The organism is Microbacterium sp. LWH11-1.2, assembly GCF_038397745.1.
In the GTDB taxonomy this organism is placed as follows: Bacteria; Actinomycetota; Actinomycetes; order Actinomycetales; family Microbacteriaceae; genus Microbacterium.
In genome coordinates, this window is sequence record NZ_CP151636.1 from 142389 (window position 1) to 167411 (window position 25023).

Consider the following 25023-nt stretch of genomic DNA (forward strand, 5'->3'; position numbering starts at 1 on the left):
GCATGTTTCTAGCGATTATCGATAGAGTGGTGGCAAGGAAAGGAAGCGGATGTCAGCACACGAGATCCTCATGTTCGTCGGCGACTCGATCACCGACGCGGGTCGCGATAGGAGCCGGCCGGATTCCCTGGGTGACGGGTATGTCTCCCTGGTGGCCCCCGAGCTGCCGGGTTCCCGGATCATCAATGCCGGCATCGCCGGCGACCGCGTCCGCGACCTGTCCGCCAGATGGGAGCGCGACGTCCTGTCCCACTCCCCCTCCACACTCACCGTGTATGTCGGCGTCAATGACACCTGGCGCCGGTTCGACGACGGAGATCCGACGACCTCGCAGGAATTCGAGGACGCCCTGGGCGACCTCCTCGACGTCTGGCCGCGCGACCATGCTCCCCGCCTGATCCTCATGGAGCCCTTCCTGCTTCCCGTGCGATCGGAGCAGCGCGAGTGGCTCGACGACCTTGCAGGGAAGAGGCGCGCGGTCGCCGCCATCGCTGCAGAGCTCGACGCATCGTTCGTCCCGCTGCACGGCATCCTCTCCGAGGCCGCGGCGGGTGTCGGCGGCGAAGCCCTCGCCCCCGACGGCGTGCACCCGACAGCCACGGGATCCCGCATCATCGCGGACGCCTGGCTCGACGCGTACAGCGGTCGGGCGTGACGCTGTGAACGATTGTCATAGAGAGGTTATGGTGTGCACATGAGCGATGTGTTCAGCTCGGTCACCGGTCTGCAGAAAGGCCTGCTCTCCGACCAGATCTATGTGCTGATCAAGGCCATGATCAAGGATGCGACCCTGCACCCGGGAGAACAGCTCGTCGAGTCTCAGCTGGCCCGCAAGCTCGAGGTCAGTCAGGCCCCGGTCCGCGATGCGCTCAAGCGGCTCTCGCACGAGGGTCTGGTGACGCACATCCGTCACCAGGGCAACTTCGTCGCCAGGTACTCCGACGAAGAGGTGGAGCAGGCGAAGGTCGCTCGAGCCGCTCTCGAATCGCTCGCCGGCTCGCTCACCTGCGGTCGTCTGGATGACGCGACGCGGCGCCGCCTCAGCGGCCTCATCGACGAGATGCACACCGCCGCCCACGACCTGCGCCTCGGTGAGTTCCGCGAGCTCGACTTCGCGTTCCACCGGGCGGTCATCGAGGCGAGCGGCAACGGCTATCTCCCTCGGATGTGGGACATCATCGAGCCGAGCCTGCGATCGATGCACGTGCTCGGCGACCCGCATTTCCCGGGAGACTGGGTGCAGGTGGCGGATTGGCACCGCAGCCTCCTCGATGTGCTCGAAGGATCCGATCCGGCCGCCGCCGCAGAGCTCTTCCGCGCCCACGCCGCCGGAACGCTGCTCGTCCCGACCGATCAGGACGAGGCGAGCGAGTAGGTCCGCGCGGCGGTACCCGACCAGAATGCTCGCGCACCGACAGCGTCCAGCTCTCCGACGGCTTCGGCCGTCAGACGGATGAGGTCTCGGTAGGGCAGCACCCGAGACGACATCGGCCAATCGCTGCCGAACATCAGCCGGTCCACTCCGACCGCGGCCTCGGCATCGGCGAAGAGCGAACGCAGTCGCCGCCCATCGCCCGGCGTCCGTGCGACGCCGGAGAACTTCGCCACGACCGCGGGCACGTCGACGAGCGACCGCAGATCATCACGCCATCGCCGGGTCGGCTCCGCCATCCCGAGACCGAGGTGGCACACGACGATGGCGAGGGACGGATGCCGTTCGGCGAGCCCTCGCACCGCGGGGAGCTGCTCGGCCCGGATGAGCACCTCCATGACCCTTCCCGTCTCCGCGAGTCCCTCCGCGAGCCTTTCGAGGTGCGGCACGTCGGCGAGATCCGCCCGAGCGGCGGGTGCAGCCACGCGCATGCCGGCCACGCGGCCGCCGGATTCCTCGATCGCGGCACCCGTCGCGCCGCTCCACTCCTGATCGTGCGGCTCGTATTGCAGCACGACGCGGGATGCCGGCAGCGACGAGACCTCGCTGAGCAGCCATCGCGCCTCGCCGAGGGTGTCCGCCGCCTGCACGGCGAGGACCGAGCGCACGTCCGTTCCCGCCAACGCCCCGCGCAGCTCGGATGCCGTCACCGATCGCGGCAGCCGGAGGCCGTCACGGAACCAGGGGATCGACATCCGCTCGACGTCCCACAGGTGCACGTGCGCATCGACGATGGGAGTCATCGAGCGATGCCGGATGCCGCCTCGTCCAGCTCCTCCCAGAGCTCACCGGGGAGCTCGGCCTCGAGTCCGTCGGCGAAATCGTCCACCTCGTGCGCCGTGCGAGCACCGACGACGATCCCCTCCACCTCTGCGTATCGCAGCGGAAAGCGCGCCGCCGCCCAGGCGAGCGGAACACCCCACCGGCGGCACACCTCCGCGAAGGCATCCGTCTGCTCGCGGTGCCGATCGGAGGCGGCGTGATAGTCGAAGTAGGGCGAGCCCACCGGGTCGGCGAGGATCCCGGAGTTGAACACTCCAGCCCCGATGATCCCGACGCCGCGCTCACGGGCGAGCGGCAGCAGCTGCTCCTCGGCTGACCGATCGAGGAGGGTCAACCGGCCCGCGGGCATGACGACATCGACCTCCGCTTCCGCGACGAAGCGCACCAGCGGAGCGGTGCGGACCATACCGATTCCGATCGCGCGCACGACGCCCTGGTCCCGCAGATCGTGAAGAACGGGCATCACCTCGGCGAGTGCGAGATCGACGTCCTCCGGATCATGCAGGTGCAGCAGATCGATCCGATCGGTGCGCAGGCGACGCAGACTGCCCTCGAGGCTCCTCAGGACTCCGTCGCGGGTGAGGTCGCCTGTGGTGTCGACGCCGATGCCGCCGGTCTCCACGGTCGCCCCGTCGGCGGCGACGATCCTCCGCCCGATCTTGGTCGCGATGACGACGTCGTCGCGCGGCACCCCGGCGAGAGCGGCGCCCAGGCGTCGCTCGCTCTCCCCCGCCCCGTAGTGCGGGGCGGTGTCGAAGAAGCGGATGCCGCGCTCGAGGGCGCGCGCGATGGTCGCCGTCGCGGCGTCATCGGGGACGGGTGTGTAGAGGTTCCCGATGGGCGCGCACCCCAACCCCGCCAGCAGCGAACCCGATCGGCCGCTCGCCGGCCTCAGGCTCGGGCGGAGAGCCACGACTCGTACTCCTGCCGAGCGTCGGGCGACAGCGGGTAGTAGTCGCTCAGGACCGCTCCCTCCTCCAGCCGCTGCCTGCTGAAGACCTCCCACTGCTCGTGATCCTGCGCCGCATCGACGACGTCATGAGCCAGCCGCTGCGGAACGATGACGGGGCCGTCGTCGTCTGCCACGACGAGGTCACCGGGCATGCAGAGGGTACCGCCGACGGCGACGGGCACATCGTACGCCCACGGGAAGAGCTCGGATTGCGAGGCGTAGTGCGGCGTGGTGCCTGTGGACCAGACGGGGATGCCGAGGTCGCGGATGCGACCGGCATCGCGGATGCGTCCGTCGACGACGATGCCCGCCCCGCCCTTGCGGGCGAAGTAGCTGGCGAGTATGTCTCCGATGCAGCCGGAGAATCGGCTGCCGTAGGCCTGGATGACGAGCACGTCTCCGGGTTGCACCGTCTCGAGCAGCTCCCACAGCGCCGTGTGACGTTCGACGTACTCCTGCCCGAGCCCGGAGGCCATGTCCTCCCGCTGCGGCATGAACTGCAGGGTGAGGGCGGAGCCGACGACGCGCTGTCCCGGTGAGAGCGCCTGCGGTCCGTCGACGAACGAGCGGGTGATCCCCATCCCGTGCAGCTTGGCGCACGCCGTCGCCGACGACACCGTCCCCATTCTCGCGATCGACTCGACGTCGGCGCGTTCGAATCGTCCGCCGCGCACGGGAAGGTCGAAGTCTGGTCGAGCGAGCTCGATCGGGGAATCGGACATGGGTGGAGCTCCTTGTGCTCTGGATGGCGTACTGCCGGCGATGTCGTCGGTCATGAGGTTGCCCTGCCGGGGCGCTTGTGGGTGGGACGATCGGATGCCGCCACCGTGGTGAGCGTGAGCCGTGCACCGTGGGCGGGAGGCAGCACGACGACGACGTCCGGGACGTCGAGGTCGCGGTGTTCGGAGAAGCGCTCACCGGGAACCGAGGCGAAGGTCGTGGACGCGCCGGGATGCACGCCCCCGCGTTCGCCCTCGCTCGTGACGCCGCTGATCCGCTTCTCGCCGAATCTCGACGGCCGAACCCGTACGCGGCGCGTTCGGGTGTGGGAGGTGTTGACGAGTTCGAGCTCGATCTCGGCTCCGTCGAGTCGGTGCACGAGGGCCGCGACATCCGGCGGCAGACCGGGTCGGGCCGCATCGACATCCTCATAGGCGACGGCCATGAACGGGAGTCCGCCGTTGTAGAGGATCTGCGGCGTCCCGCTGATCAGCTGACCGAGCACCTCGGTGACGACCGGGTTCACGCGCTGCCAGAAATGGAGGTGATCGCCGTCGGGATCGAGTTCGTCCGAGTCCATGATCGCGACGCGGCGCGCGATCTGACCGAGCGCCATCGACAGTGCCTGCTCGGGGTAGTCGGGGAGCCTGCCGGCGAGGAACTCGAGCCACGGCGCCTCATGTCCCGCCTCCAGCTTGTCCCGGAACGGCATCACCGGGTGCTCCGTGCGCGGGTAGCCGTCGATGACGCGGATGAGCCTCTCGAGGTCGGCGGCGTCTCTCGACCACCACCACAACCACGTCGGGAGGTCGAGGGAGAGCGGGCCGTAGTCGAACCAGCCGTCGCGGCCGTAGCGGTAGGGGACGAGAGTCATCGGCTCTGACGCGGCCGAGCCGAGTTTCGCGAGCCAGCTGCCGCGCATGCTGAAGGGCGTCTCGGCGACGGATGCCGTGATCGAGTGGTCGAGCACGGTGTCGAGCGCTGTGCGGGCGAGGTCGAGATATCGGTCGTCGCCGGTGACGAACGACGCGTTGATGCCGCCGATGAGGGCGACCATCCCGACCGAATGCAGACCGTGCGGCCATCCCCAGCCGTAGTGACCGCCGTACCAGCGACCGTCGTGGCGCCCTCCGGTGATCCCCTCCGGCGACACGTTGTCGGGGATGAGCCCGCCGTGATCCGCGGCCCGTCCGATCCAGCCGTCCACGTATCGCTGCACCCAGGACGCGGCCGCCGGGTCTCCGTCGTAGAGCCACCGGTTGACGACCAGGCTCGTCGATGCGAGATTCACGGGGACATCGCCGATCGCGAGCTCCTGCATCGCACGCCCCATGGTCTCGGCGTTGGCGGGACTCGCGAGATCGTCCCACGTGCGGATCCCGTCGAGGTGCTCGAGCGGCAGCCCGTACGGTCGCATCTCGGGCTGGCTCGCCGAGTACGCCTGCCATTGCCTGCCGAGCCCGGTGAGTGCGCCGAGTGCTCCGTTGTGGGGAGCCCGGATGATGTTCGCGGTCGGGTCGTAGTTGCCGTGCGCGGCATCCGTGTAGAGCTCCGCGAATCGCCGGGCTCGATCCGCGAATCGCACGTCGTCGGGGTCGGCAGCGCACAGCGCGTAGAAGAACAGCAGCGACTCCCCCTGATGGAACCAGTCGTATCCGTTCTCGAACTCCTCCGTGAGCATGCCTGCCTCGGTGAGCTGCGCGGTCACGCCCTCCCAGTGCCGCTTCGCGGCGATGAGGATGTCGTCGCTGCCGCCGAGCGCATGGAAGGTCGGCCAGTTGAAGAACGGCTCGTAGAAGTCGTCCACACCGTCTCGACTGTCGAACGAGCCCGACCAGTTCAGCCGGCCGTCACCGCCCGTGTACCTGTCGGAGAAGCTCCTCCAGGCGACCTCGATCTCGTCGAAGACGCGGCGCTGGAGGACGGCCCAGGCCGGGATGGCACGGAGCGGCGTCGAGGGGATGTCGATCGTCACGGGGTCAGCCCTTCGTCGCGCCGGCGACGAGGCCGCCGATGATGTGGCGCTGCATGACGATGAAGAACAGGACCGCGGGCGCGACAGCGAGTAGAAGGGTCGGGAAGACCGTCGTGTAGCTCGTCGAGAACTCGCCCACCGCGGCGTAGACCCCGGTGGTGACCGTGTAGATGCCGGAGCTCGGTCCCAGGATGATCTGGGGACTGGCGAAGTCGTTCCACACGCTGATCGAGTTGAGCACGACGACCGTTGCCACCACCGGCTTCATGATCGGGAAGATGCACGACCAGAAGGCCCGGATGCGACCCGCTCCGTCGAGGGAGGCGGCCTCGTCGATGTCCCTCGGCACGGTGCGGAGATAGGCCGCGAAGAGGAAGATCGTCACGGGCAGCGTCGCCGCCGTCTCGAAGAGGAGGAACCCCGGGATCGTGTTGATCAGTCCGAGCAGTCGGAGCACGAAGACGACCGGGATGAGCGTCACCTGCCCGGGGATGAACAGCCCCGAGACGAAGACCAGGAGCAGCCCCAGATGCCATCGGGAGCGACCTCTCGCGATCACGTAGGCGACGGGGGCGGCGAGCGCGATGCCGAAGACGTTGACCAGCACCACGAAGAGCAGCGTGATGCCGTAGGCGCCGATGACGTTGAACTTCTCGCTCGTTATCGCCTCGGCGAGGTACTCGAGAGTGAAGATGCTCGGATCGATCGCGAGAGGCGAGCGGATGATCGCCTCCTGCGGCTTGAACGCGCTGATGATCATGATGTACAGCGGCACGAGCATCACGAGCGCTCCCGAGCCGAGCAGCACCCATTTGAGGGTGGCGCCCACACGAGCGAGTGGACCGCGGGATCGGATCCGACGGGGACGGCGTCGACGCGGTCCCTCCAGCGGCTCGATCTCCTCGATGATGCCAGCGGATACCGTCATGATCGTCCTCGTCTGCGTGGTGGTCATCATCAGTCCGTCACCTTCTTCTCGGAGCCGCGCCTGGCGAGCGTCACGGCCAGACCGAGGACCGCGGTGACGACGAGGAGGATCACCGACTGGGCTGCGCCGAACCCGAGCTCGGCCTGGGCGAACGAGTCCTTCAGCACCTGGTAGACGATCGTCTGCGTCGATCCGGCTGGACCGCCGTCGGTCAGCGCGAGCACGATGTCGTAGACCTTGAGCAGGCCGACGAGCGTCAGGACGAGGTTGACGGTGACGACCGGAGCGATGAGCGGGATGGTGACGTGCCGGAACTGCTGCCAGCGGGACGCGCCGTCCACCGTCGCCGCCTCGTAGAACTCCGCGGGGACGGACTTGATGCCGGCGATGTAGAGGATCATGTTGAAGCCGAAGTGCGACCACACCACCGTGAAGATGACGCTCGCCTTGGCCCATCCCGTGTCGGTGAGGAACGGCAGCGCCGAGATCCCCAGCTGCTCGAGCAGCCCGTTGGTCGCGCCCTGGGGCGCGAGTATCGCCGACCAGAGGAAGCCGATGATGAGCGCGCTGATGATGTACGGGTAGAAGAAGATCGTCCGCATCACGGTGTTGGCACGGCCGGGTCCGGCGATCAGAGCGCCGACCGCGAGCCCGGCGACGTTGCAGAGCACCGTGCCGATGAGGGCGATGGTCGCCGTGAAGATCGCGGCATCCACCGTTCGCGGATTGCGGAAGGCGGAGAGGTAGTTCTCCACCCCGACGAACGTGAAGTTGAGGCTGTAGCCGTTCCAGTCGGTGAAGCTGAGCACGACGGCGAGGATCATCGGGATGATGAACATCGCGATGAACACCAGCAGTGCGGGGCCGCCCATGATGATGCCGGGCAGCCGGTGGCGCCAGACCTGCGCGGCGCTCCGCGACGCGCGAGCCGCAGTCGGGCGGAATGTGGCACTCACTGCCATCAGGGACCTCCGTCGTCGAGGGGGGGACCGGGGGTGCTGCAGCACCCCCGGAGTGGATTGCTAGCGGTTGGCGTCGAACCAGGCGTCCATGGCGGTGAGCACATCCGCAGCCGGCACACCGCCCAGCAGAGCCTGCGTCTGAGCGTTGATCTCGGTCGAGTACCCGCCGGGCAGAACGCGCTCGCCGTAGCCTTCACCGGTCGGGGTGTAGTCGGCGGCAGGCGTGTCCGCGACGATCGCGAAGAGCTCCTCGCCCAGCGCGGTCATGTCGTACTCGTAGCCGTCGCGGAAGTTGCCGTCGACCACGAGCTGATCCATGACCGCGGTCTCATCCGTGGTGAGGTACTCGATCAGCTTCGCCGCGGCGTCCTGATGCTCCGATGACTTCATGATGAGGTACGGGCTCGCGATGTTGGCACCCATCGCGGGGTTGTCCACGCCCGCGACGGCGGGTGCGCGGAAGACGCCGATCTCGGGAGCGTCCTCGGTCTTGGCCTCGGTGCCCGCGAACCAGCTGCCCATCGGGTAGATCGCGCTGCTGCCCGCGAGGAAGGCCTGTTCCGCATCGGGATACTTGACCCCGAGCGCATCCTGGGGGATGTAGCCGGCCTTCACCCAGTCGGCATACTGCTCGACGGCATCCGCGTACGTGTCGCTGAAGGTGAGCTCACCGCCGTCCATCTCGGCGAACCAGTCCGGGTGCTCCGCGATGATCGAGGGAAGCCCGATCGCCTGGAGCAGGTGGCTGGACATCCAATCGCCGCCGGTCTGGAGGGGAACCCACCCCGCTGCGGACAGCTTGCCCAGTGCGGTGTCGAGCTCCTCGAGGGTGGTCGGGACCTCGGCGATGCCGGCTTCTTCGAACGCGGCCTTGTTGTAGAACATGAGGCTCTGCAACTGGACGCCGATGCCGGCCATATAATAGGCGCCGTCGATCGAGTACTGGTCGGCGAGAGGGCCTTCCGACGCCCATTCGTACTTCGAGAGGTCGACGAGCTCCGGGGCGAGCTCGAGCGACGGAGGGATGCTCTGCACGATGTCTGGCACGTCGCCGGACGCCAGCAGTCGCGGCACCGCCGCTGTGACTCCCTCGGCACCGGGGTTCTGGATGACGACGTCGATGTCGGGGTTGGCCTCTTCGAAGGGGGCGACGAGATCGTTCCACCACTCCTCGGTGAGATTGGGGGTCACGTTCACGAGCATGCGGATCTCGGTCGCGCTCCCGTCGCCCTGACCTCCGCCCGTGGCACACCCGGCGAGGGCGGCCGTGGTCGCGGTGAGGGCAGCGGCAAGCGCGAGTTTCCGTCGTCTGAGCATCGTCGATCCTTTCAAGAACACATCGTTGTGGAAGAACAGTCATAACATACAGTAATCGATAATCGTTTGTCACCTCGAAGAAGACAGGTCATGGTTCACAGCCTCGAATACTCCCATCCCGCAGAGACCTTCGACGAGGCCCTGCCGCTCGGCAACGGCCGCCTCGGCGCGATGTGCTCAGGCGACCTCCTTTCCCCTCGCCTGCAGATCAATGACGACACCGCGTGGTCAGGCGGACCGGGCTCCGAACTGCTCGCACCGGTCGCGGCCGATATCGCGTCCGAAGCGCTCCGTCGCGCGAGAACCGCGGTCTCCGAACAGCGATACGCCGATGCCGAGCACGCACTGCGCGCGCTCCAGCATCGCCACAGCCAGGCCTACCTCCCGTTCGCCGACGTGGAGATCCGCGTCGATCCGCCTCCCCACGCATCGACCGACACGGTCGACCATTACCATCGAGAACTGCACCTGCCGACGGCGACTCACACGGCGTCCGGGCGCGTCCGCGGCGTCGACCTCACCCACGTCACACGGGTGAGCGCGCCGGACGGCGTCCTGATCCACGACATCACGGCGAGCGAACCGGTCGACATACGCGTCCGCATGACCAGCGCGCTCAGAGTCCTCGCGAACCGGCGCGGAACGGGAGTCCTCGAGATGCTGCTCCGCATGCCGGTCGACGTCTTCCCACCCCACACGGATGCCGACCGGCCGGTCCGCTACTCCGATGACGTCAGCGAGTCTCTGCAGGGCGCCGCGGTGATCGCCGTGGAGCACGACGGCGTCACGGATGAGTCGATCACAGAGGCGATCGGGGTGCGATCTGCGACGAGACTGACTCTCGTCCTCGCCACCGCGACGACCTACGCCGACGACGGCCGCGCCCTGCGCGGCGATGCCGAGTCGGCGTCGCGCGAGGCGGGTCGCCGGGTCCGCTCCGCACGGGACCGCGGGCTCGATCTCGTGCGGGCCGATCAGGTGGCGGATCACGCCGCGCTCTACGAGAGGACCGTGCTCCACCTCGGCTCCGGGGCCACCGCGGGCGACACCGGGAGGCGCCTGGAGAACCTCGACGTCGGAGGTGTGCGACTGGAACGCGATCCCGCGCTCGCTGCCCTGCTCTTCAACTACGGTCGGTACCTGCTCATCTGCTCGTCGCGGCCCGGCACGCTCCCCGCCAATCTCCAGGGCATCTGGAACGACAGCATCCGTCCGCCGTGGAGCTGCAACTACACGCTCAACATCAACCTGCAGATGAACTACTGGGCGGCGGATGCCGTCAACCTGGCCGAGACGGCCGAGCCTCTCGATCGCCTCATCGGACGGCTCGCGGAACGGGGCACGGAGACCGCTCGCCGACTGTACGGCACCGACGGGTGGGTGGCGCATCACAACACCGACGCCTGGGCGTACACGCAGATGATCGGGCACGGCACGCACGATGCCAAGTCGGCGTTCTGGCCCATGGGCGGCCTCTGGCTCGCCCGCCGCTTCATCGATCACGCCTCCTACGGCGATTCCCGCGCGGTGCTCGAGCGACGATTCGGCATCCTGGCGTCCGCGGCACGGTTCGCGCTCGCCATTCTCCGGGCGGCGCCGGACGGACAGCTCGGGACGTCCCCCTCGACGTCCCCCGAGAACGACTTCGTGACCGCTGAGGGTGTGGGTGCCGTCGCGGCATCCGCGGCTCTGGATCTGGACCTGGTGCGCGACCATCTCCGCGCTCTGATCGACGCAGGGCGCGTTCTCGGACGCGCGGACGACGAGGTGGTGCTCGCCGCGATCGACGCCCTCCCCCGCATCCCGGGACCGCGCATCTCGAGCTCCGGCAGCATCGCCGAGTGGGCCGGCGATCTCACGCCGACCGACCCGCATCATCGTCACCTGTCCCCGCTCTACTTCCTCTATCCGGGCCCGGGCTCGAGCGATGCTGCACTCCTCGCCGCGGCCAGTCGATTCCTCGACGAGCGAGGCGACGAATCCACCGGGTGGTCTCTGGCGTGGAAGCTCGCGTTGCGAGCGCGGCTGCGGCAGACGGAGCAGATCGATCGACTGCTGCAGCTGATGTTCCGCGACATGTCGGTCGATCGCGGAACATGGGTGGGCGGCCTCTACCCCAACCTCTTCTCGGCGCATCCGCCGTTCCAGATCGACGGCAACCTCGGCTACCTCGCCGCGGTCGTGGAGATGCTTGTGCAGTCCCACGAGGGCGCGCTCGATCTGCTCCCGGCAGTCCCCCGCTCGTTCGGGCCGGGGCGGGTCACAGGGCTGATCGCGAGACCGGGGATCTCCATCGACATGGAGTGGACTTTCGATGCGTCGGGGACGGCGCAGCTCATCGCTGCCGAACTGGAGTGCCGTGCGACGGACGCGCTCGGGCCGCGCATCGTGCTGGCACCCGGCATCACGACCGAGGTCGTCTTCAGACGCATCGGAGATCGGGTGCGACTCGGAGGAGGGATCGTCTGAACGATCCAGGTGCGGAGACGAGGGGATTTGAACCCCTGGTCCCCGTGAGGGGACTCCACCTTAGCAGGGTGGTGCTCCCTCCATGGCTGGCTTCTCGCCCGTCTGCGCGCTTGGCCCCGGATCGCCTTGGGCACCGCATGACAATGCGGATCTACAACCGTTCAACATTGGCTCTCGTGGTTCTCGCCACACTCGCATTGCGCTCTGAGATCGCTGTGCTCGGGACACTCCGGACACTTCCCGGACACTCGTCGAGGCCCAGCATCACACGCGCACCGTCGCGGAGCGGCTCTTCGGGGCCATGTCCCGAAGAGAGCTCACGATCGTCGATGCCACGCTCGAACATCCGATATGCAACGCTACAGCTACTCCGCCCTCAGTTCTGTCGGCGCGTGATCTCAGCCATCGCCGACCAGTCCAGCTGCGAAAGTTCGCCGTCCTCAAGAGTCTGCTCGAAAATGTCGGCGAGGACATCCGCCGTAGGAAGGGCAGCCCGATATTCCTGTGCGGCAGACTGCGCCAGAGTGAGATCTTTGAGACCCAGCGCAGCGGAGAATCCGACTGGCCTGTAGCCGCGCTCGGCGATCATCTTGCCGTATCCGGTGTACGCAGTGCCCGTGTAGGCTGCGTCGGTCAGGATCTCGACGAAGACTGAACCGTCCACACCGCCCCGCTCGACGAGGTTGACGGATTCGGCCAGGGCCTGCAAGGTATGGATGAGGTTGTAGTTGACCCCGATCTTGACAAGATTCGCTCGCTCGGGTTCCTCTCCGAGCCGCCAGGTCCGCTTCCCAAGCACAGAAAGGAATTCCTCGGCGCGATTCAGGGCGTCCGACGGCCCAGCCGCGACGATGTTCAGCCCGCCGCTCGCAGCGAGGTGGGGGCGTCCGAGTACAGGGGCAGCGACGTACGCCACGCCGGCCTCGCGGTGCCGCACGACCAGCTCCCGCACGGTGGCGAGGCTCAACGTGGACATGTTGACGTGCACCGCACCGGACGCAGACCGAAGCGCATCGGGAGTGAAGACGGCACTGGCCGCGGCGTCGTTGGCGAGCATGGAGATGGCCACACCCGCACGGAGGGCTTCCGCCGGATATTCCACCGATCGAGCGCCGGCCGCGACTAGCGGCTCTGCCGCTGCACTCGACCTGTTCCAGACGAGCACGGTGTGGCCAGCATCGATGAGGCGGCCCGCCATCGCCGCCCCCATCGTGCCGAGACCGATGAATCCTACGGTAGTCATTAGTTCATCCGTTCGTTGTTCGAGTGTGATCTGGACTGAGAGGGCGCGTGGAGCGGCGCTCGATGAACTCAGGGGCGAGTATGAGTCGGGATTGTGCAGGTCTCACCCCTTCCAGGAGATCGAAAGCGAGGCGAGCGCTTCGTCGCCCGAGTTCGAAACCGGGAAGACGCACTGTCGTCAGCGGCGGATCGATGTGATCGATGAGCGGTGCATCATTGAATCCGACCACGGAGATGTCTTCGGGACACCGCAGGTCGATTGCGCGGATCGCGTCGATCACCCCGACTGCCATCAGGTCGTTATGCGCGAAGATGGCTGTCGGTCGCTCTTCCGGGCGCCTTTGCAGAAGCGCATGCGCGAGCCGTCGCCCCTCGTCGACGGTGCTTTCCGTGGCGCGCACGCCGGTCGAGACGTCGACGACATCGGGATGTTCTTCAACGGCAGCGGTGAAACCCCGCTCCCGGTCGATGAACGACGAGATCTGCGACGTTCCGGGAATCTGCGCGAGACGGCGGTGGCCCAACGCGATCAGATGCTCCGCCGCGAGGCGAGCACCCGCGAAGTCATCCGGAAGCGCTTCCAGGTGGTGGGTGGGGCTGTCGGGCTCGGCAGCGCCGAACCCTCGCACAGCGAGAACGACGGGCACCTGACGCTCGAGGTCGGCGACGAAGTCCCCATCATCAATCTGGGCAGCGCTCAAGATGATGCAGTCCACCTGATTGCGGAGCAGCCGGGTCACGACGCTGCGCAGCGTCTCCGGGTCGTCATGAGTCTCGACGACGAGCGGGGTGTAGGTGCCCCCGCGCGACTCGAACTCGATCCCGCGTAACAGCGAGACCACGAATGAGTTTCCCAGATCTGCGACGACGACGCCGACCGTTCCCGTGCGCCCCGTACGCAGACTCTGCGCAACCGCGTTCGTCCTATAACCGAGCTTTTCGGCGATAGCGCGAACCCGCTCCTTCGTCGCCTCGCTCACGAGGTGCGACTGATCGACGCTCAGCGCACGAGATGCTGTCGCGACGTGGACTCCAGCCTCATGTGCGACGTCTTTCAGATTGGGAGTGCGCGAATCTGCCATGCTCGCACTGTAACGTCGATTCATGTGCTCGTTGGGGACCGACGCCGCGGCGCCGCTGGGGCGATCGACCCCGACTGGGGTGCAGATCCCCCCTCCGCGTACGTCGCGACGCATCGGAGCTGCTGGTCTTCTCTGCTTCTCATGTCAGTAGGGGTTGGCGACCATGAGCTCGTCGGCCGGATACTTCGTGAGAATGACTGGACCGTCCTCGGTCACCACGACCTCTTCCTCGATTCGCGCAGCGGAATAGCCGTCGCTTGCCGGGCAATAGGTCTCGACCGCGAACACCATGCCGGTCTTGATCTCGACTGGTTCGCGATAACTGTTCAGCCGCGAGATCACCGGGCGTTCGTGGAGGCCGAGTCCAAGTCCATGGCAGAACTGCAGACCGAACGCCGAGAGCTCGTCGTCGAATCCCAAGGACTCCGCCGTCGGGAACAACGAAGCAATCTCGTCTGAGCCCACCCCTGGTTTGATCGCTGCGATCGCGTTGTCCATCCACTCTCTGGCACGCGAGTAGGCCGCCTTCTGAGGCCCCGTTGCGCGACCGACACTAAACGTGCGGTAGTAGCACGTCCGGTAGCCGTTGAACGAGTGGATGATGTCGAAGAACGCCTGATCTCCGGGACGGATGATCCGGTCGGTGAAGTTGTGCGGATGCGGGTTGCAGCGCTCTCCCGAGATGGCGTTGATCGCCTCCACCTGATCGGAACCATACTCATAGAGCTTCTTTGCAGCCAGGGCGACTATGTCACTCTCGCGCACGCCGGGCTTCAGCGCCTCGACGATATCGGTGTAGACGCCGTCGACCATCGCCGCCGCCTGATTCAGGAGCATAATCTCATCCGCGCTCTTGATCTCGCGGGCGTCCAACATGTGCTGCTGGGCGTCGACCACTGTGAGTCCCTGTCGCTGCATCTCGAACAGGAATGGCGGCTCGACGATGTCGACCCCGACAGGAGCGTTGTGCAGTCCGAGGTCCTTGAGTATCCCCTTGATCTCGGTCACCGCATCGACCATGAGACCCGCGGTGGGAGCCACCGCTCCACGGAATCCAAGAAAGCCGGGGTGATTGTGCTCCTGCTTCAGCCACGGCGAGTAGAGCTGATGGTGCTTCACGGCAGAACCGAAGTCCCACAGGTGCGGCTCGCCCCCGCGCGTGAGCAGGGCGTACCGGATCATCTTGTCCCCCAGCGCGCCCCCCACCCATGACGAAGTGGTGTAGCGGATGTTGTAGAAGTCGAACAACAGGAAGGCCCCGCATTCGCTCGCCTCGAGGGCTGCTTGGGCACGCTGAAGTCGATAGTCGCGCAGACGGGAGAAGTCGACTCGCATCTCGTAGTCGACTCCCATGTGTCCGGGCGTCAGAAGCGGTCGGGGGGTGTTGGCGGCCTCAGCCATCGGTGACGGCCTCTCTGTTGGGACGGTGGTCGAGATCGACGTTACCGCAAATTCAATCGATTGCATTAAGTCGGAGTCTGATCTCTAAGGGGATCGCAGCCGTTTCCCCACCACGATGGCGAGGAGGCCATCGGAGGGCACAAGACGAGCCCCGAATGGGCGGTGAAGATTCCGCCCAGATTCAGAGCGCCGACAGCGCCGGACGAGTGGGTGGCCGCTCACACCGAGAGGCCACCCACTCTCTCCGTCCTATCGGGCGGCGGCGATGCCGTCGATCTCGATCGTGGCGCCGTTGTAGAGGGAATGCACGCCGATGACGGTGCTCGCGGACGGCGTCGTCGTCTTGATGATCCCGTTGCGCGTTTCGCGCCACGTGAATAGCTTCTCCTGGTCGAGCTCCGTGATGTAGACGTTCACGCGCACCAGGTCGTCGTACGTGACGCCGGCAGCGTGCAGGGCACGCTCGAACTCGCCGTAGGTGAGCTCGATCGCGCGCTTGAAGTCGGTGGGGACCGAGCCATCCTCTTCGAATCCGACCTGCCCCGAGATGAAGACGAGCTCGCCCGCGGTGACTCGGGTGCTGTCCGAGATACCGGGAACCACGGGAGCCGGGATGCGAGAGATGCGTTCGTTGGTCATGGTGACTACTCCTTGTTGTATGCGGTTGATTGATCGGGTCTTACTCGTCTCGTCCGTAGACGACGCAGAACGGAACGGACGATGTGGGAAGCGTCGATCGATCCGAGAGCGTGTGCCAACGCCGGTTGTGGTACACAAGCGGCACCGGCTCCTGGTCCACGTCGTCACCGTGCTGCTTGGATTCGATCGCCTCGACGACGATCAGAGTCGATCCGTTCGCGTCTACGCGCTGGACGACTCTGCCGCGCAGCCAGTGCGCACCCGGGTAATAGGGTTCGCCGGAGGGGAGCCGACTCCATTCGATGTCCGGGCCGAATCGGTCGACTCCGCGCTGCGCCCCCAGCTTGGCCAGCGCCACCTGGTCGGCGGCGAGCATGTGCACCACGACCGTCTCCGCTTTGAGGATGGTCGGCGTGCTCGACGAAAGGGCGGAAGCCGAGAAGACGAGAGTCGGCGGGTCGATCGACACGGATGCGACAGAGCTGACGGTCATCGCGACCGGGCCGTCTCCGGCATCGGCGGTGACGATCGCGACGCCCGCCGGGTGCGACCGAAAGGCGAAGCGGAAATCATCGGCGGAAATAGCGGAATGCGTATCAGTCATGGTCATCTTCTCACCGTTCAGTTGGTTGGGTTCGGAATCGGGGTCGACACTCGGGACTCACACAACAGGCAGGACGAAGCGGGCATCGCTTTCACGGCCCACCATCACCCGCCCGAGAGCCTCATAGCCGCTCGCCGAGAGGGTGTGCCCGTGTCGGGCTGCTGCTGCCTGGTCGCGCCAGATCCGCTGGAGCGTCGACGAATCGGCGAACCCGGCGGAACCGTGCGCCGTCACCAAATCGCCGATGAGCTGAGTGATCGTGTCGATGATCCAGCCGACCTTCGCGCGCAGCGCGATCCGGTCGGCATACGGTGCGTAGTCGCCCCGCTCTGCCGTGAGGTAGATCTCGTCGGCGACCTGCTCGGCCAGCGCCTCGGCCGCGGCGAGCTGCACGGCAGACTTCGCGAGCGCGTACTGGAAGATCGTCGAATCCGCCTGACGGTCATATCCCGTGAAGGCGATCGACTTGGTCTCTGCCGCCGCGACCACGAAGTCCAACGCCGCGCGCCCCATCCCGAGATGGGGTCCCACCAGATTCATGAAGAGAGAAGGCACGAACATCGTGCGGTACGACGTCCCCCGGTTGCTGCCGGTGTATTCACCCTCTATCGCCGCGGTCAGCCGGAAGATGCGGTGACTCGGCACGAAGACATCGGTCGCGAGCTGAGTTACGCTCGCCGTCGACTTCATTCCGGCGACGAACCAGTCGTCTTCGAAAGTGAGGTTCTCGCGGGGGATCAACGCGACACCGGCGTCGATGATCTCGCCCGTACCGTCTTTGAGCGGGATACCGAGGAGCGACCAGTCCGCCTCACGGCTGCCCGTGCCGTACGTCCAACGACCAGTGATGCGGTATCCCCCGTCGACGGCGACAGCCCTCTGACGTGGTGGCCAGAACGATGGAGACGAGAGCGCCCACCTTTCCTCGCTCGCCCCAGGCGTCTTCCTGGGCCTGATCGCTCATGAGGCTCAGCACCCAGGCGCCGGTGTTGTAGATGCCGGCCATCCAGGCGAGGCTGCCGTCGCCGGCGCCGATCGCACTGGTCACGGCCTGCACGTCGCGGGAGTTGGCCGCGAGCCCGCCGAACTTCTCCGGCGCCGACACGTTGAAGGCACCTGTGGCCTGAACTGCCTTGAAGACGCGCTCCGGAACACGCCGGGAGAGATCTCCTTCGCGTCCCCCTTCCGCGAGCTCGGGGCGAAGCATCGTGAGCTGATCGATGATCTCGGTGATCGATGGTCGAACAAGCGTGTCAAACATAGGTGTTCCTCCTCGGGGCGTCTGATCGTTCGAAGCGAAAGGATGATTGCAAACGATTGCTTGCGTCTGATGCTAGGTCGAGATTGTTGCCGCGATGTTTCCAGGTCGTGATAAGTCGGATTCGCCTGCGTCGTGTGCGCGGAGGCGTCACCTTCCGCGAGTCAGGCATCAAAGACCTCGGGATGTCGAACCAGTTCAAGTCGACTGCGGCGGATATGCCGACGGAGCACCTGCTCGGCCTCTTCGGCGTCTCGACGACGAAGAGCCGTGACGAGGAGGTGGTGATCATGATGAACGGCATCATCGCCCTCACGATAGAAGAGACGCGTTGCGGCTCGACGGTAGTGCTGCGTGCGATTCCACAGACGGAAGACCGTCTCAGCGAGAACAGTGGTCTGCACCGCCTGAAGGCTCGAGTGATGGAACTCGCGGTCTAGGAGCAGGAAACGCTCGACGTCGGAGGTGCTCTCCATCGCGTCAGCGAGGGCGCTCATGTCGTCGATCACAGATTCCGGCAGCACAGACACGTTCAGACCGAGGAGAAGCGGCTCCAGACATTCCCTCATGCGATACATCTCTTCGCAGTCCGATGCCGTGAGCTTCGACACCCAGGCTCCGGTGTTCGCGACGATCGTCACGAGACCTTCGGCCTCAAGCATCCGCAGCGCCTCCCGCACGGGCAGGCGGCTGGCGCCGAGCTGGTCGGCAAGCTGGCCTTGGCGAATGCGCTCACCTGGCGCGTACTCGCCCAAGAGGATGGCGTCGCGCAGCGTCGCCGCGATGCGAGCGCCGGTCGCGCCATGGATGGTCGAATTGTTCACCATCGACATGACTGTCTCACCGCCCCGGGTGCGCCGGGTGCCACAACAGGCGGTCGGCTGACTGCTCGTACGCCTTACCCTGGGGGAAGCTCACGAGTTCGAACTGCAGACCCCACGGACTGATGAAGTAGACCCAGCGCTGGCCTTCGGCTGCTTGGGCACTCGACGTCGGTGAGCCCATGACTTCGACGCCTTTGTCTTTCAGGTAGCGCACCGCTTCGTCGAGGTCATCGACGTAAAACGCGATGTGATAACCGCCGAGATCGCTGTTGCGAGGATGGGGCGCCTGACCGTCGGCGGCCTCGTACAGGAACACTTCGAAGTTGGCTCCGTTGCCGAGCCGGAAGAAGCGGATCTCGCTGATGACAGTACGCGGATCCACTCCGAGATGCGTCTGCATCCAGTCGTCGTCGGACTGCTTCGAACCGAGGGTGTAGACGCGATCGCAGCCGAGGATGTCGACGAGGAAGCGCTCAGCTTCTTCCAGATCCGGGACGGTGAATCCGATGTGGTCGGTTCCGCGGATTCCCGGGATGCCAGGTCGCACGGCGTCAGCCATGGTGGACTCCTCTGTCACTGCCAAATTGGATACATCGTACCCACATTGGGAGTCTACGACGAGAAACCCGCATATGCAAACGTTTGAATTGTATCCGATACTCCGCTACCGTCGTTTCAGCGGTCTAGGTGATCGCGCGAGAGGAATGGGCGAAGATGCCGAAGAAGAAGCGACTCCAGACCGGCGCCGACTGGTTCCAGTTGACCACTACGGACGCGGACTGGAATGCAGCCGATCCCGCACTCCTGGGAACGATGCTGAGCCAACTGCATCTGATCCGGGCCTTCGAGGAGACCGTCCTCGAGATCGCCGGCGAGGGACTGGTGCACGGCCCCGCGCACTCGAGCATCGGACAGGAAGGCGGGGCGGTCGGTTCGATCGTGGGGCTCCGCTCGACGGACGGTGTCAACGGCTCTCATCGTGGTCACCATCAGTTCCTCGCCAAGGCGCTCACCCACGTCAGCGCAGGAAGGATCGACCCGACCCAGCCTGTGAGCGAAGACATCCAGACCGTCCTGCAGCGCACTCTGGCCGAGATCCTCGGCCTCGCGCAGGGATACTGCCGCGGTCGCGGTGGATCGATGCACCTCCAGTGGTTCGAAGCCGGAGCTCTCGGCACCAATGCGATCGTCGGCGGCGGCGCGCCGATGGCCACCGGCAACGCCTGGGCACAGAAGCACTCAGGAACGACAGATCTGTCGATCAACTACTTCGGCGACGGTGCCGCGCAGATCGGATCCGTCCTGGAATCCATGAATCTCGCCGCAGCGTGGAAGCTGCCGGTCTGCTTCTTCGTCGAAAACAACCTCTATGCGGTATCGACGCGTGCCGACGAGATCACCGCCGATCCCCGATTCTCGGTTCGCGGCCAGGGCTTCGGTATCCCGTCCTGGCGCGTGGACGGCATGGACCCGCTTGCGGTGCACCTGGCCACCCTTGAGGCATCCGAGCGGATGCGTTCGGGCGAAGGTCCGACCATTATCGAGGCCGAGGTGTATCGGTTCTTCCACCAGAACGGCGCCTACCCGGGTAGCGCGTTCGGGTACCGCACGAAGGAGGAAGAGGCGCACTGGGTCGCCCGCGACCCCCTGGATCTCGTGGCGCGGCACATGATCCGCCGTGGACTCATCGACGTCGCAGGCGTCGCCGCCCTCCGCGAGCGCGTGCAGCGCGCGATGACCGAGGCCTCGGCGCAGCTCCTCGAATCCGACCCGGACCGTCCAGGCAAGCGCCGTATCCGTCCGGAATTGTGGCCGGAGACGGGCTTCGTCAACGTGGGCGTCCGCGGCGACGGCAGCGAGTTGCACGGCCTCCCCGCACTTGACGAGGCCGCTCCGCTCCGACCGGTGAAGTTCATCGACGCGGTGGCTCAGGTGATGGACCGCCGTATGGAGACGGACCCGCGCATCGTCGTGATGGGCGAAGACGTGCACCGCCTCAACGGTGGGACGAACGGAGCCACGAAGGGCCTGTCGAAGAAGTACGGCGACGAACGCGTCCTCGGCACACCGATCAGTGAGAACGCGTTCGTCGGGCTTGCTGGCGGTCTCGCACTGGACGGTCGCTTTCGTCCGGTCGTCGAGTTCATGTACCCCGACTTCATGTGGGTGGCCGCAGACCAGGTCTTCAACCAGATCGGCAAGGCCCGGCACATGTTCGGCGGCGACAACGACGTGCCGCTCGTGCTGCGCACCAAGGTCGCGATGGGTTCCGGCTACGGCTCGCAGCATCTGATGGACCCCGCGGGAATCTTTGCGACCAGCCCCGGATGGCGCATCGTCGCCCCCTCCAATGCGAGGGACTACGTCGGTCTGATGAACTCGGCACTCGCACTACAGGACCCCGTGCTCGTGATCGAGCACGTCGACCTCTACAGCACCGCCGACGAGATCCCCGAGGGCGATCTCGACTACATCATCGAACCCGGCTCGGCGGCGGTCCTTCGCGAAGGTTCTGATGTCACAGTCCTCACATACCTGTCCATGGTCGCCCACTCCAAGGAGGCGATCGAGCAGACCGGGATCGATGCCGAACTCATCGACCTGCGCTGGCTCGACCGCGCATCCATCGATTGGGACACGATCGGCGAGAGCATCCGCAAGACGAATGCCGTGCTGATCGTCGAACAGGGCTCGCAGGGAACGTCTTACGGCGCGTGGCTGGCGGACGAGATCCAGCGGCGATTCTTCGACTGGCTCGACCAGCCCGTCGCCCGCGTCACCGGCGAAGAAGCATCCCCCAGCATTTCTCGCGTATTGGAGCGGGCTGCCATCGCCCGCACGGAAGAAGTGGTCGCGGGGCTCGAAGCTGTCCGCGCCGGATTCGGATCCTGATCATGGTGGAAATCATCCGTATGCCCGCGATCCTCGCCGGCGCAGAGGAAGCAGCCGTCCAGTCGTGGCTCGTCGCGCCGGGCGACACCATCGCACAGAATCAGCCGATCGCCGAGATCGAGACCGACAAGGCGAGCGTGGAGATGCTCTCGGAGGTCGCCGGAGTGGTCGGACGCCTCCTGGTGCCCCAGGGCGACAGCGTCGCAGTGGGCGATCCGATCTTCGTGATGCTCGCCCCCGGCGACGCCGAGAAGGACATCGACGGCGCTCTCGCCGCGATCGGACTGGGGGCGCCGACAACGCCCCCGCTGTCAGAGCCGGAACCGGCGAGCGCCACCCTGGCGGCTGCGCCGACGACCTCGTCGGATACGACGGCTACACACGTCGCGGAGCAGAGCGACGATGGCCAGACGCGGCGGCTCTTCGCGACCCCTATCGTTCGGCGCCTCGCCGCTCAGCACGGTGTGGCGTTGAGCGACGTTCAGGGAACTGGACCGCACGGCCGGATCGTGCGTCGCGACTTCGAGACGCACCTTGCACAGCTGACGGTGGCCCCGACCGCCACCTCGCCCGCTCCGGCACAGGAACCGTCGGGTGCGGACCCTGCTGCGGCCGCGCCGAGCAGCGCCGCAGCCTACGAGGACATCCCCCTCGATCGAATGCGCAAGGCGATCGCCCGACGACTGACCGAGAGCAAGTCCACGGTGCCGCACTTCTACCTGGTGGCCGACTGCCGCGTGGACGAACTGATGGACCTGCGCACGACGGTGAATCAGACGGCGAGCCGAAAGATCTCTGTCAACGACTTCGTCGTGAAGGCCGTCGGTGCAGCGCTCATGGAAGTCTCGCAGGCGAACGCGACGTGGAATGGCGACAGCATCCGGCAGTTCTCGTCCGCGGATGTCTCCGTCGCCGTCGCCACGGCAGGCGGACTGACCACACCGGTCCTGCGCGGCATCGAGCGCATGTCGCTCACGGAGGTGAGCGCCACGATCGCCGAGATGGCGGATCGTGCTCGCTCAGGGCGGCTCAAACAGCACGAGCTCGAGGGAGGCAGCTTCTCGGTGTCGAACCTCGGCATGTACGGCACGTCGCAGTTCAGCGCCATCCTCAACCCTCCCCAGGCGGGAATCCTCGCGGTCGGCGCCGCACGCTCCGTTCCAGCGATCGACTCCGACGGAGCGCTCTCGGTCGGGAAGGTCATGACCGTGACGCTCTCGGCCGACCACCGCGTGCTGGACGGAGCGGTCGCAGCCCAGTGGCTCGCCGCCTTCCAGCGACGCATCGAGAACCCCCTCACCATCCTGATCTGACCTGACCTGACCTGACGAAAGAAAAGCAACCATGGCAATCATGCGAAGTGTCAATCCCACCACCGGTGAGGAGCTGGCGACGTTCGAGCAGGACAGCGAGGATGTCGTCGAACAGAAGCTGGCCGCTGCCAGTGCCGCCGTGCCGCAGCTCAAGGCCGCAGGGTGGGCTCGCCGAGCCGAGCTCATGAACGCCGCTGCCGATCTGCTGGAGGCCGACCTCGAGCAGGTCGCGGCGATGATCACCGACGAGATGGGCAAGCCCATCGCACAGTCACGTGGCGAGGTGGCGAAGTCCGTCTACGCGATGCGCTACTACGCGGAGAATGCCGAAGGCTTCCTCAGCGGACGCTCGCTCGATGACCCCTCCGCCGTCGGAGCGAGCCAGGCCGGCACACGCTTCGACCCGCTCGGGGTCGTCCTTGCCGTCATGCCGTGGAACTACCCCATCTGGCAGGTCATCCGCTTCGCCGCACCCGCGCTGATGGCGGGAAACGCCGGCGTCTTGAAGCACGCATCGAACGTGCCGCAGGCAGCGGTCTATCTCGGCCGCCTCTTCACACGCGCGGGTTTCCCGGAGGGCTCATTCTCGGCCCTCCTCATCGGCGCCGGACGCGTCGAGGGCGTCATCCGCGATTCGCGTGTGTCGGCCGTCACGCTGACCGGTTCCGAGCCGGCCGGGCGATCGGTCGCGTCGATCGCGGGAGATGTGCTGAAGAAGGTCGTGCTCGAGCTCGGCGGATCAGACCCGTTCATCGTCATGCCCTCGGCTGACCTCGACGCCGCCGCAGAGATGGCGGTGAAGGCCCGCACCAGCAACAACGGCCAGGCCTGCATCAACGCGAAGCGCTTCATCGTGCACACCGATGCCTACGCGACCTTCGCCGCGAAGTTCGCCGAGAAGATGGCACAGCTGCAGATCGGCGATCCGCACGACGAGAGCACTGACATCGGGCCCCTGGCCACCGCCTCCGGTCGCAACGACATCGTCGAACTCGTCGACGATGCTCGGGAGAAGGGCGCGGACATCATCGTGGGCGGGTCCCTCGACGATGGCGCCGAAGGATGGTTCTATCCGCCGACCGTGATCGCGGGGATCACCCCCGAGATGCGCCTGTATGCGGAAGAGGCCTTCGGGCCGGTCGCGGGTCTGTACGAAGCGGCGTCGCTCGAAGACGCTCTGACGATCGCCAACGGTCTCGATTTCGGCCTGGGATCGGCATTCTGGAGCTCGGACGAAGCAGAGATCGGGCACGCGATCAAGACGATCGAGTCAGGCGCCGTCTTCGTCAACGGCATGACCATCTCGTACCCCGAGCTGCCCTTCGGAGGCATCAAGAGATCCGGTTACGGACGTGAGCTCTCGGCCGAGGGCATCCGGGAGTTCTGCAACCTCAAGACGGTGTGGGTCGCCTGAGAGCTCCTTCTCGGAAGGAACGCGTGACATTTCGGCCGATGCGTCTCAAAGCAGAAGCAGACCACAGGGGATGTCCGTGAGGAACTCGAATGCCTCGGGCTGGTGAGTGCGATCACCAGCCCGAGGCATTCGCCCTTCTAGCGGAGCGTTCGAACGGGCGCAGGGAGCAGACCTACTTCCTCAGGGCGAATCCGCCGTCCCATCCGACGATCTCCTGAGCGGCAAGGGTGATCTGGAGGAAGGCGAACGCTTCCAGCTCCCTCGCTCGCTTGAGCGATCCGATCACGGCCGCCTCGACGCCGCCGGCCGTGACGAGGTCGACTAGGGCCCGTGTCGCGTTCTCGTCATCCCCGGCGACGAGAACAGTGGTGGGGACGTCCCCGACCAGCCCCGTCGATATCGTGCCCGCGAAGTTCGTGTTGAAGGCCTTGAGCACTCGCGCGTTCGGGAGCCGCTTCTGAAGCTCCGCAGCCGCCGATGAGTCGGAGGGCACCAGCAGCTCATCGAACGTCGAGAAGTCGACCGGGTTGGTCACATCGACCACCACCTTGCCGTCGAGCTGGTCCGCGTACTGCTCCGCAAGTTCCTCCAGCGCCTCGTAGGGCACGGCGAGCACCACGATGTCGCCCAGGATCGGGTCGCCCACCTTGCCTGCTTCAGCGCCCGACTCGGCGACGACACTGCTGGCCTTCACGGCGTCTCGGCCTAGAAGCTGCACGCGAGCGCCCGCCTTTCCCGCTACCGAAGCCACCGCTGATCCGATACTGCCTGTTCCGATCACTGTCACGTTCGTCATTGTCTTCGCCTTTGGTTGAG

At 66.1% G+C, this 25023-nt stretch carries 23 protein-coding genes; 6 read left to right on the top strand and 17 right to left on the bottom strand.

What is annotated here, in order from left to right; all coding sequences use genetic code 11:
• Positions 1-49 precede the first annotated feature (49 nt).
• Both MRBLWH11_RS00695 and MRBLWH11_RS00700 read left to right on the top strand, forming a co-directional pair.
• On the top strand, positions 50-655 hold the full coding sequence (locus tag MRBLWH11_RS00695) for an SGNH/GDSL hydrolase family protein (protein WP_116634273.1): 606 nt from the start codon (positions 50-52) through the stop codon (positions 653-655).
• Positions 656-694: 39 nt separating this feature from the next.
• Positions 695-1375 carry a GntR family transcriptional regulator gene (locus MRBLWH11_RS00700; protein ID WP_116634272.1) on the top strand — a complete coding sequence of 227 codons (681 nt, stop codon included), beginning with the start codon at positions 695-697 and terminating at the stop codon, positions 1373-1375.
• On the opposite strand, the gene MRBLWH11_RS00705 is transcribed toward MRBLWH11_RS00700, so the two are convergent.
• Genes MRBLWH11_RS00705 through MRBLWH11_RS00735 form a run of 7 tightly spaced genes read right to left on the bottom strand, consistent with a single transcriptional unit; the run spans position 1354 to position 9069 of the window.
• Entirely contained in the window at positions 1354-2175 is an 822-nt protein-coding gene (locus MRBLWH11_RS00705; RefSeq protein ID WP_341946341.1) for an amidohydrolase family protein, read from the bottom strand. The genes MRBLWH11_RS00700 and MRBLWH11_RS00705 overlap by 22 nt on opposite strands.
• Positions 2172-3128 carry an aldo/keto reductase gene (locus MRBLWH11_RS00710; protein ID WP_116634270.1) on the bottom strand — a complete coding sequence of 319 codons (957 nt, stop codon included), beginning with the start codon at positions 3126-3128 and terminating at the stop codon, positions 2172-2174. Before MRBLWH11_RS00710 ends, MRBLWH11_RS00705 begins: the two co-directional genes overlap by 4 nt.
• Positions 3107-3889, bottom strand: a complete 783-nt coding sequence (locus MRBLWH11_RS00715; protein ID WP_341946342.1) for a ribonuclease activity regulator RraA — start codon at positions 3887-3889, stop codon at positions 3107-3109. The genes MRBLWH11_RS00710 and MRBLWH11_RS00715 overlap by 22 nt, the downstream gene beginning before the upstream one ends.
• 50 nt (positions 3890-3939) lie before the next feature.
• Positions 3940-5862 carry a hypothetical protein gene (locus MRBLWH11_RS00720; RefSeq protein WP_116634268.1) on the bottom strand — a complete coding sequence of 641 codons (1923 nt, stop codon included), beginning with the start codon at positions 5860-5862 and terminating at the stop codon, positions 3940-3942.
• A 4-nt stretch (positions 5863-5866) separates the two neighbouring features.
• Positions 5867-6790: a carbohydrate ABC transporter permease gene (locus MRBLWH11_RS00725; RefSeq protein ID WP_116634756.1), complete on the bottom strand. Its 924-nt coding sequence runs from the start codon at positions 6788-6790 to the stop codon at positions 5867-5869.
• A 29-nt stretch (positions 6791-6819) separates the two neighbouring features.
• Complete coding sequence (locus MRBLWH11_RS00730; protein WP_116634267.1) at positions 6820-7752, bottom strand: sugar ABC transporter permease; 933 nt, start codon at positions 7750-7752, stop codon at positions 6820-6822.
• 60 nt (positions 7753-7812) lie between these two features.
• Entirely contained in the window at positions 7813-9069 is a 1257-nt protein-coding gene (locus MRBLWH11_RS00735; protein WP_116634266.1) for an extracellular solute-binding protein, read from the bottom strand.
• 90 nt (positions 9070-9159) lie between these two features.
• On the opposite strand from MRBLWH11_RS00735, the gene MRBLWH11_RS00740 reads away from it, so the two are divergent.
• The gene (locus MRBLWH11_RS00740; protein WP_116634265.1) at positions 9160-11538 is read left to right on the top strand and encodes a glycoside hydrolase family 95 protein; all 2379 of its coding nucleotides are present in this window, start codon (positions 9160-9162) and stop codon (positions 11536-11538) included.
• Positions 11539-11914: 376 nt separating this feature from the next.
• On the opposite strand, the gene MRBLWH11_RS00745 is transcribed toward MRBLWH11_RS00740, so the two are convergent.
• From MRBLWH11_RS00745 to MRBLWH11_RS00785, 9 genes are all read right to left on the bottom strand, one after another.
• The gene (locus MRBLWH11_RS00745) at positions 11915-12781 is read right to left on the bottom strand and encodes an NAD(P)-dependent oxidoreductase (RefSeq protein WP_341946343.1); all 867 of its coding nucleotides are present in this window, start codon (positions 12779-12781) and stop codon (positions 11915-11917) included.
• 4 nt (positions 12782-12785) lie between these two features.
• Entirely contained in the window at positions 12786-13862 is a 1077-nt protein-coding gene (locus MRBLWH11_RS00750; RefSeq protein WP_341946344.1) for a LacI family DNA-binding transcriptional regulator, read from the bottom strand.
• 144 nt (positions 13863-14006) lie between these two features.
• Positions 14007-15263 (bottom strand): Xaa-Pro peptidase family protein, encoded by a 1257-nt coding sequence (locus tag MRBLWH11_RS00755; RefSeq protein WP_341946345.1) that lies wholly within the window; start codon positions 15261-15263, stop codon positions 14007-14009.
• A 249-nt stretch (positions 15264-15512) separates the two neighbouring features.
• Positions 15513-15902, bottom strand: coding sequence for a RidA family protein (locus tag MRBLWH11_RS00760; protein WP_341946346.1), 390 nt, complete (start codon positions 15900-15902; stop codon positions 15513-15515).
• A gap of 40 nt (positions 15903-15942) precedes the next feature.
• Entirely contained in the window at positions 15943-16506 is a 564-nt protein-coding gene (locus MRBLWH11_RS00765; protein WP_341946347.1) for a flavin reductase family protein, read from the bottom strand.
• 57 nt (positions 16507-16563) lie between these two features.
• Positions 16564-17247: an acyl-CoA dehydrogenase family protein gene (locus MRBLWH11_RS00770; RefSeq protein ID WP_341946348.1), complete on the bottom strand. Its 684-nt coding sequence runs from the start codon at positions 17245-17247 to the stop codon at positions 16564-16566.
• A 70-nt stretch (positions 17248-17317) separates the two neighbouring features.
• The gene (locus MRBLWH11_RS00775) at positions 17318-17767 is read right to left on the bottom strand and encodes an acyl-CoA dehydrogenase family protein (protein WP_341946349.1); all 450 of its coding nucleotides are present in this window, start codon (positions 17765-17767) and stop codon (positions 17318-17320) included.
• Between the two features lie 161 nt (positions 17768-17928).
• On the bottom strand, positions 17929-18597 hold the full coding sequence (locus MRBLWH11_RS00780) for a GntR family transcriptional regulator (RefSeq protein WP_341946350.1): 669 nt from the start codon (positions 18595-18597) through the stop codon (positions 17929-17931).
• A gap of 7 nt (positions 18598-18604) precedes the next feature.
• A complete protein-coding gene (locus tag MRBLWH11_RS00785) occupies positions 18605-19147 on the bottom strand; it encodes a VOC family protein (protein ID WP_341946351.1) in 543 nt (180 codons plus the stop codon).
• 155 nt (positions 19148-19302) lie between these two features.
• Between MRBLWH11_RS00785 and MRBLWH11_RS00790 the strand changes: the two genes are divergently transcribed.
• From MRBLWH11_RS00790 to MRBLWH11_RS00800, 3 genes are read left to right on the top strand one after another with little or no spacing between them, the layout of a single operon-like run.
• Positions 19303-21480, top strand: coding sequence for a thiamine pyrophosphate-dependent enzyme (locus MRBLWH11_RS00790; protein WP_341946352.1), 2178 nt, complete (start codon positions 19303-19305; stop codon positions 21478-21480).
• A 2-nt stretch (positions 21481-21482) separates the two neighbouring features.
• Positions 21483-22793: a dihydrolipoamide acetyltransferase family protein gene (locus MRBLWH11_RS00795; RefSeq protein WP_341946353.1), complete on the top strand. Its 1311-nt coding sequence runs from the start codon at positions 21483-21485 to the stop codon at positions 22791-22793.
• 40 nt (positions 22794-22833) lie between these two features.
• Positions 22834-24207 carry an aldehyde dehydrogenase family protein gene (locus MRBLWH11_RS00800; RefSeq protein WP_341946354.1) on the top strand — a complete coding sequence of 458 codons (1374 nt, stop codon included), beginning with the start codon at positions 22834-22836 and terminating at the stop codon, positions 24205-24207.
• Positions 24208-24379: 172 nt separating this feature from the next.
• Here MRBLWH11_RS00800 and MRBLWH11_RS00805 read toward each other — a convergent pair whose 3' ends face one another.
• Positions 24380-25003, bottom strand: a complete 624-nt coding sequence (locus MRBLWH11_RS00805; protein ID WP_341946355.1) for an NADPH-dependent F420 reductase — start codon at positions 25001-25003, stop codon at positions 24380-24382.
• Between the last annotated feature and the right edge of the window lie 20 nt (positions 25004-25023).

Bases quoted from the DNA above. Each gene is read 5' to 3' on its own strand.
- MRBLWH11_RS00695 (WP_116634273.1), top strand. From the start codon at position 50: ATGTCAGCACACGAGATCCTCATGTTCGTCGGCGACTCGATCACCGAC.
- MRBLWH11_RS00700 (WP_116634272.1), top strand. From the start codon at position 695: ATGAGCGATGTGTTCAGCTCGGTCACCGGTCTGCAGAAAGGCCTGCTC.
- MRBLWH11_RS00705 (WP_341946341.1), bottom strand. From the start codon at position 2,175: ATGACTCCCATCGTCGATGCGCACGTGCACCTGTGGGACGTCGAGCGG.
- MRBLWH11_RS00715 (WP_341946342.1), bottom strand. From the start codon at position 3,889: ATGTCCGATTCCCCGATCGAGCTCGCTCGACCAGACTTCGACCTTCCC.
- MRBLWH11_RS00725 (WP_116634756.1), bottom strand. From the start codon at position 6,790: ATGACGGTATCCGCTGGCATCATCGAGGAGATCGAGCCGCTGGAGGGA.
- MRBLWH11_RS00730 (WP_116634267.1), bottom strand. From the start codon at position 7,752: ATGGCAGTGAGTGCCACATTCCGCCCGACTGCGGCTCGCGCGTCGCGG.
- MRBLWH11_RS00735 (WP_116634266.1), bottom strand. From the start codon at position 9,069: ATGCTCAGACGACGGAAACTCGCGCTTGCCGCTGCCCTCACCGCGACC.
- MRBLWH11_RS00740 (WP_116634265.1), top strand. From the start codon at position 9,160: ATGGTTCACAGCCTCGAATACTCCCATCCCGCAGAGACCTTCGACGAG.
- MRBLWH11_RS00745 (WP_341946343.1), bottom strand. From the start codon at position 12,781: ATGACTACCGTAGGATTCATCGGTCTCGGCACGATGGGGGCGGCGATG.
- MRBLWH11_RS00750 (WP_341946344.1), bottom strand. From the start codon at position 13,862: ATGGCAGATTCGCGCACTCCCAATCTGAAAGACGTCGCACATGAGGCT.
- MRBLWH11_RS00755 (WP_341946345.1), bottom strand. From the start codon at position 15,263: ATGGCTGAGGCCGCCAACACCCCCCGACCGCTTCTGACGCCCGGACAC.
- MRBLWH11_RS00760 (WP_341946346.1), bottom strand. From the start codon at position 15,902: ATGACCAACGAACGCATCTCTCGCATCCCGGCTCCCGTGGTTCCCGGT.
- MRBLWH11_RS00765 (WP_341946347.1), bottom strand. From the start codon at position 16,506: ATGACTGATACGCATTCCGCTATTTCCGCCGATGATTTCCGCTTCGCC.
- MRBLWH11_RS00775 (WP_341946349.1), bottom strand. From the start codon at position 17,767: ATGTTTGACACGCTTGTTCGACCATCGATCACCGAGATCATCGATCAG.
- MRBLWH11_RS00780 (WP_341946350.1), bottom strand. From the start codon at position 18,597: ATGTCGATGGTGAACAATTCGACCATCCATGGCGCGACCGGCGCTCGC.
- MRBLWH11_RS00785 (WP_341946351.1), bottom strand. From the start codon at position 19,147: ATGGCTGACGCCGTGCGACCTGGCATCCCGGGAATCCGCGGAACCGAC.
- MRBLWH11_RS00790 (WP_341946352.1), top strand. From the start codon at position 19,303: ATGCCGAAGAAGAAGCGACTCCAGACCGGCGCCGACTGGTTCCAGTTG.
- MRBLWH11_RS00795 (WP_341946353.1), top strand. From the start codon at position 21,483: ATGGTGGAAATCATCCGTATGCCCGCGATCCTCGCCGGCGCAGAGGAA.
- MRBLWH11_RS00800 (WP_341946354.1), top strand. From the start codon at position 22,834: ATGCGAAGTGTCAATCCCACCACCGGTGAGGAGCTGGCGACGTTCGAG.
- MRBLWH11_RS00805 (WP_341946355.1), bottom strand. From the start codon at position 25,003: ATGACGAACGTGACAGTGATCGGAACAGGCAGTATCGGATCAGCGGTG.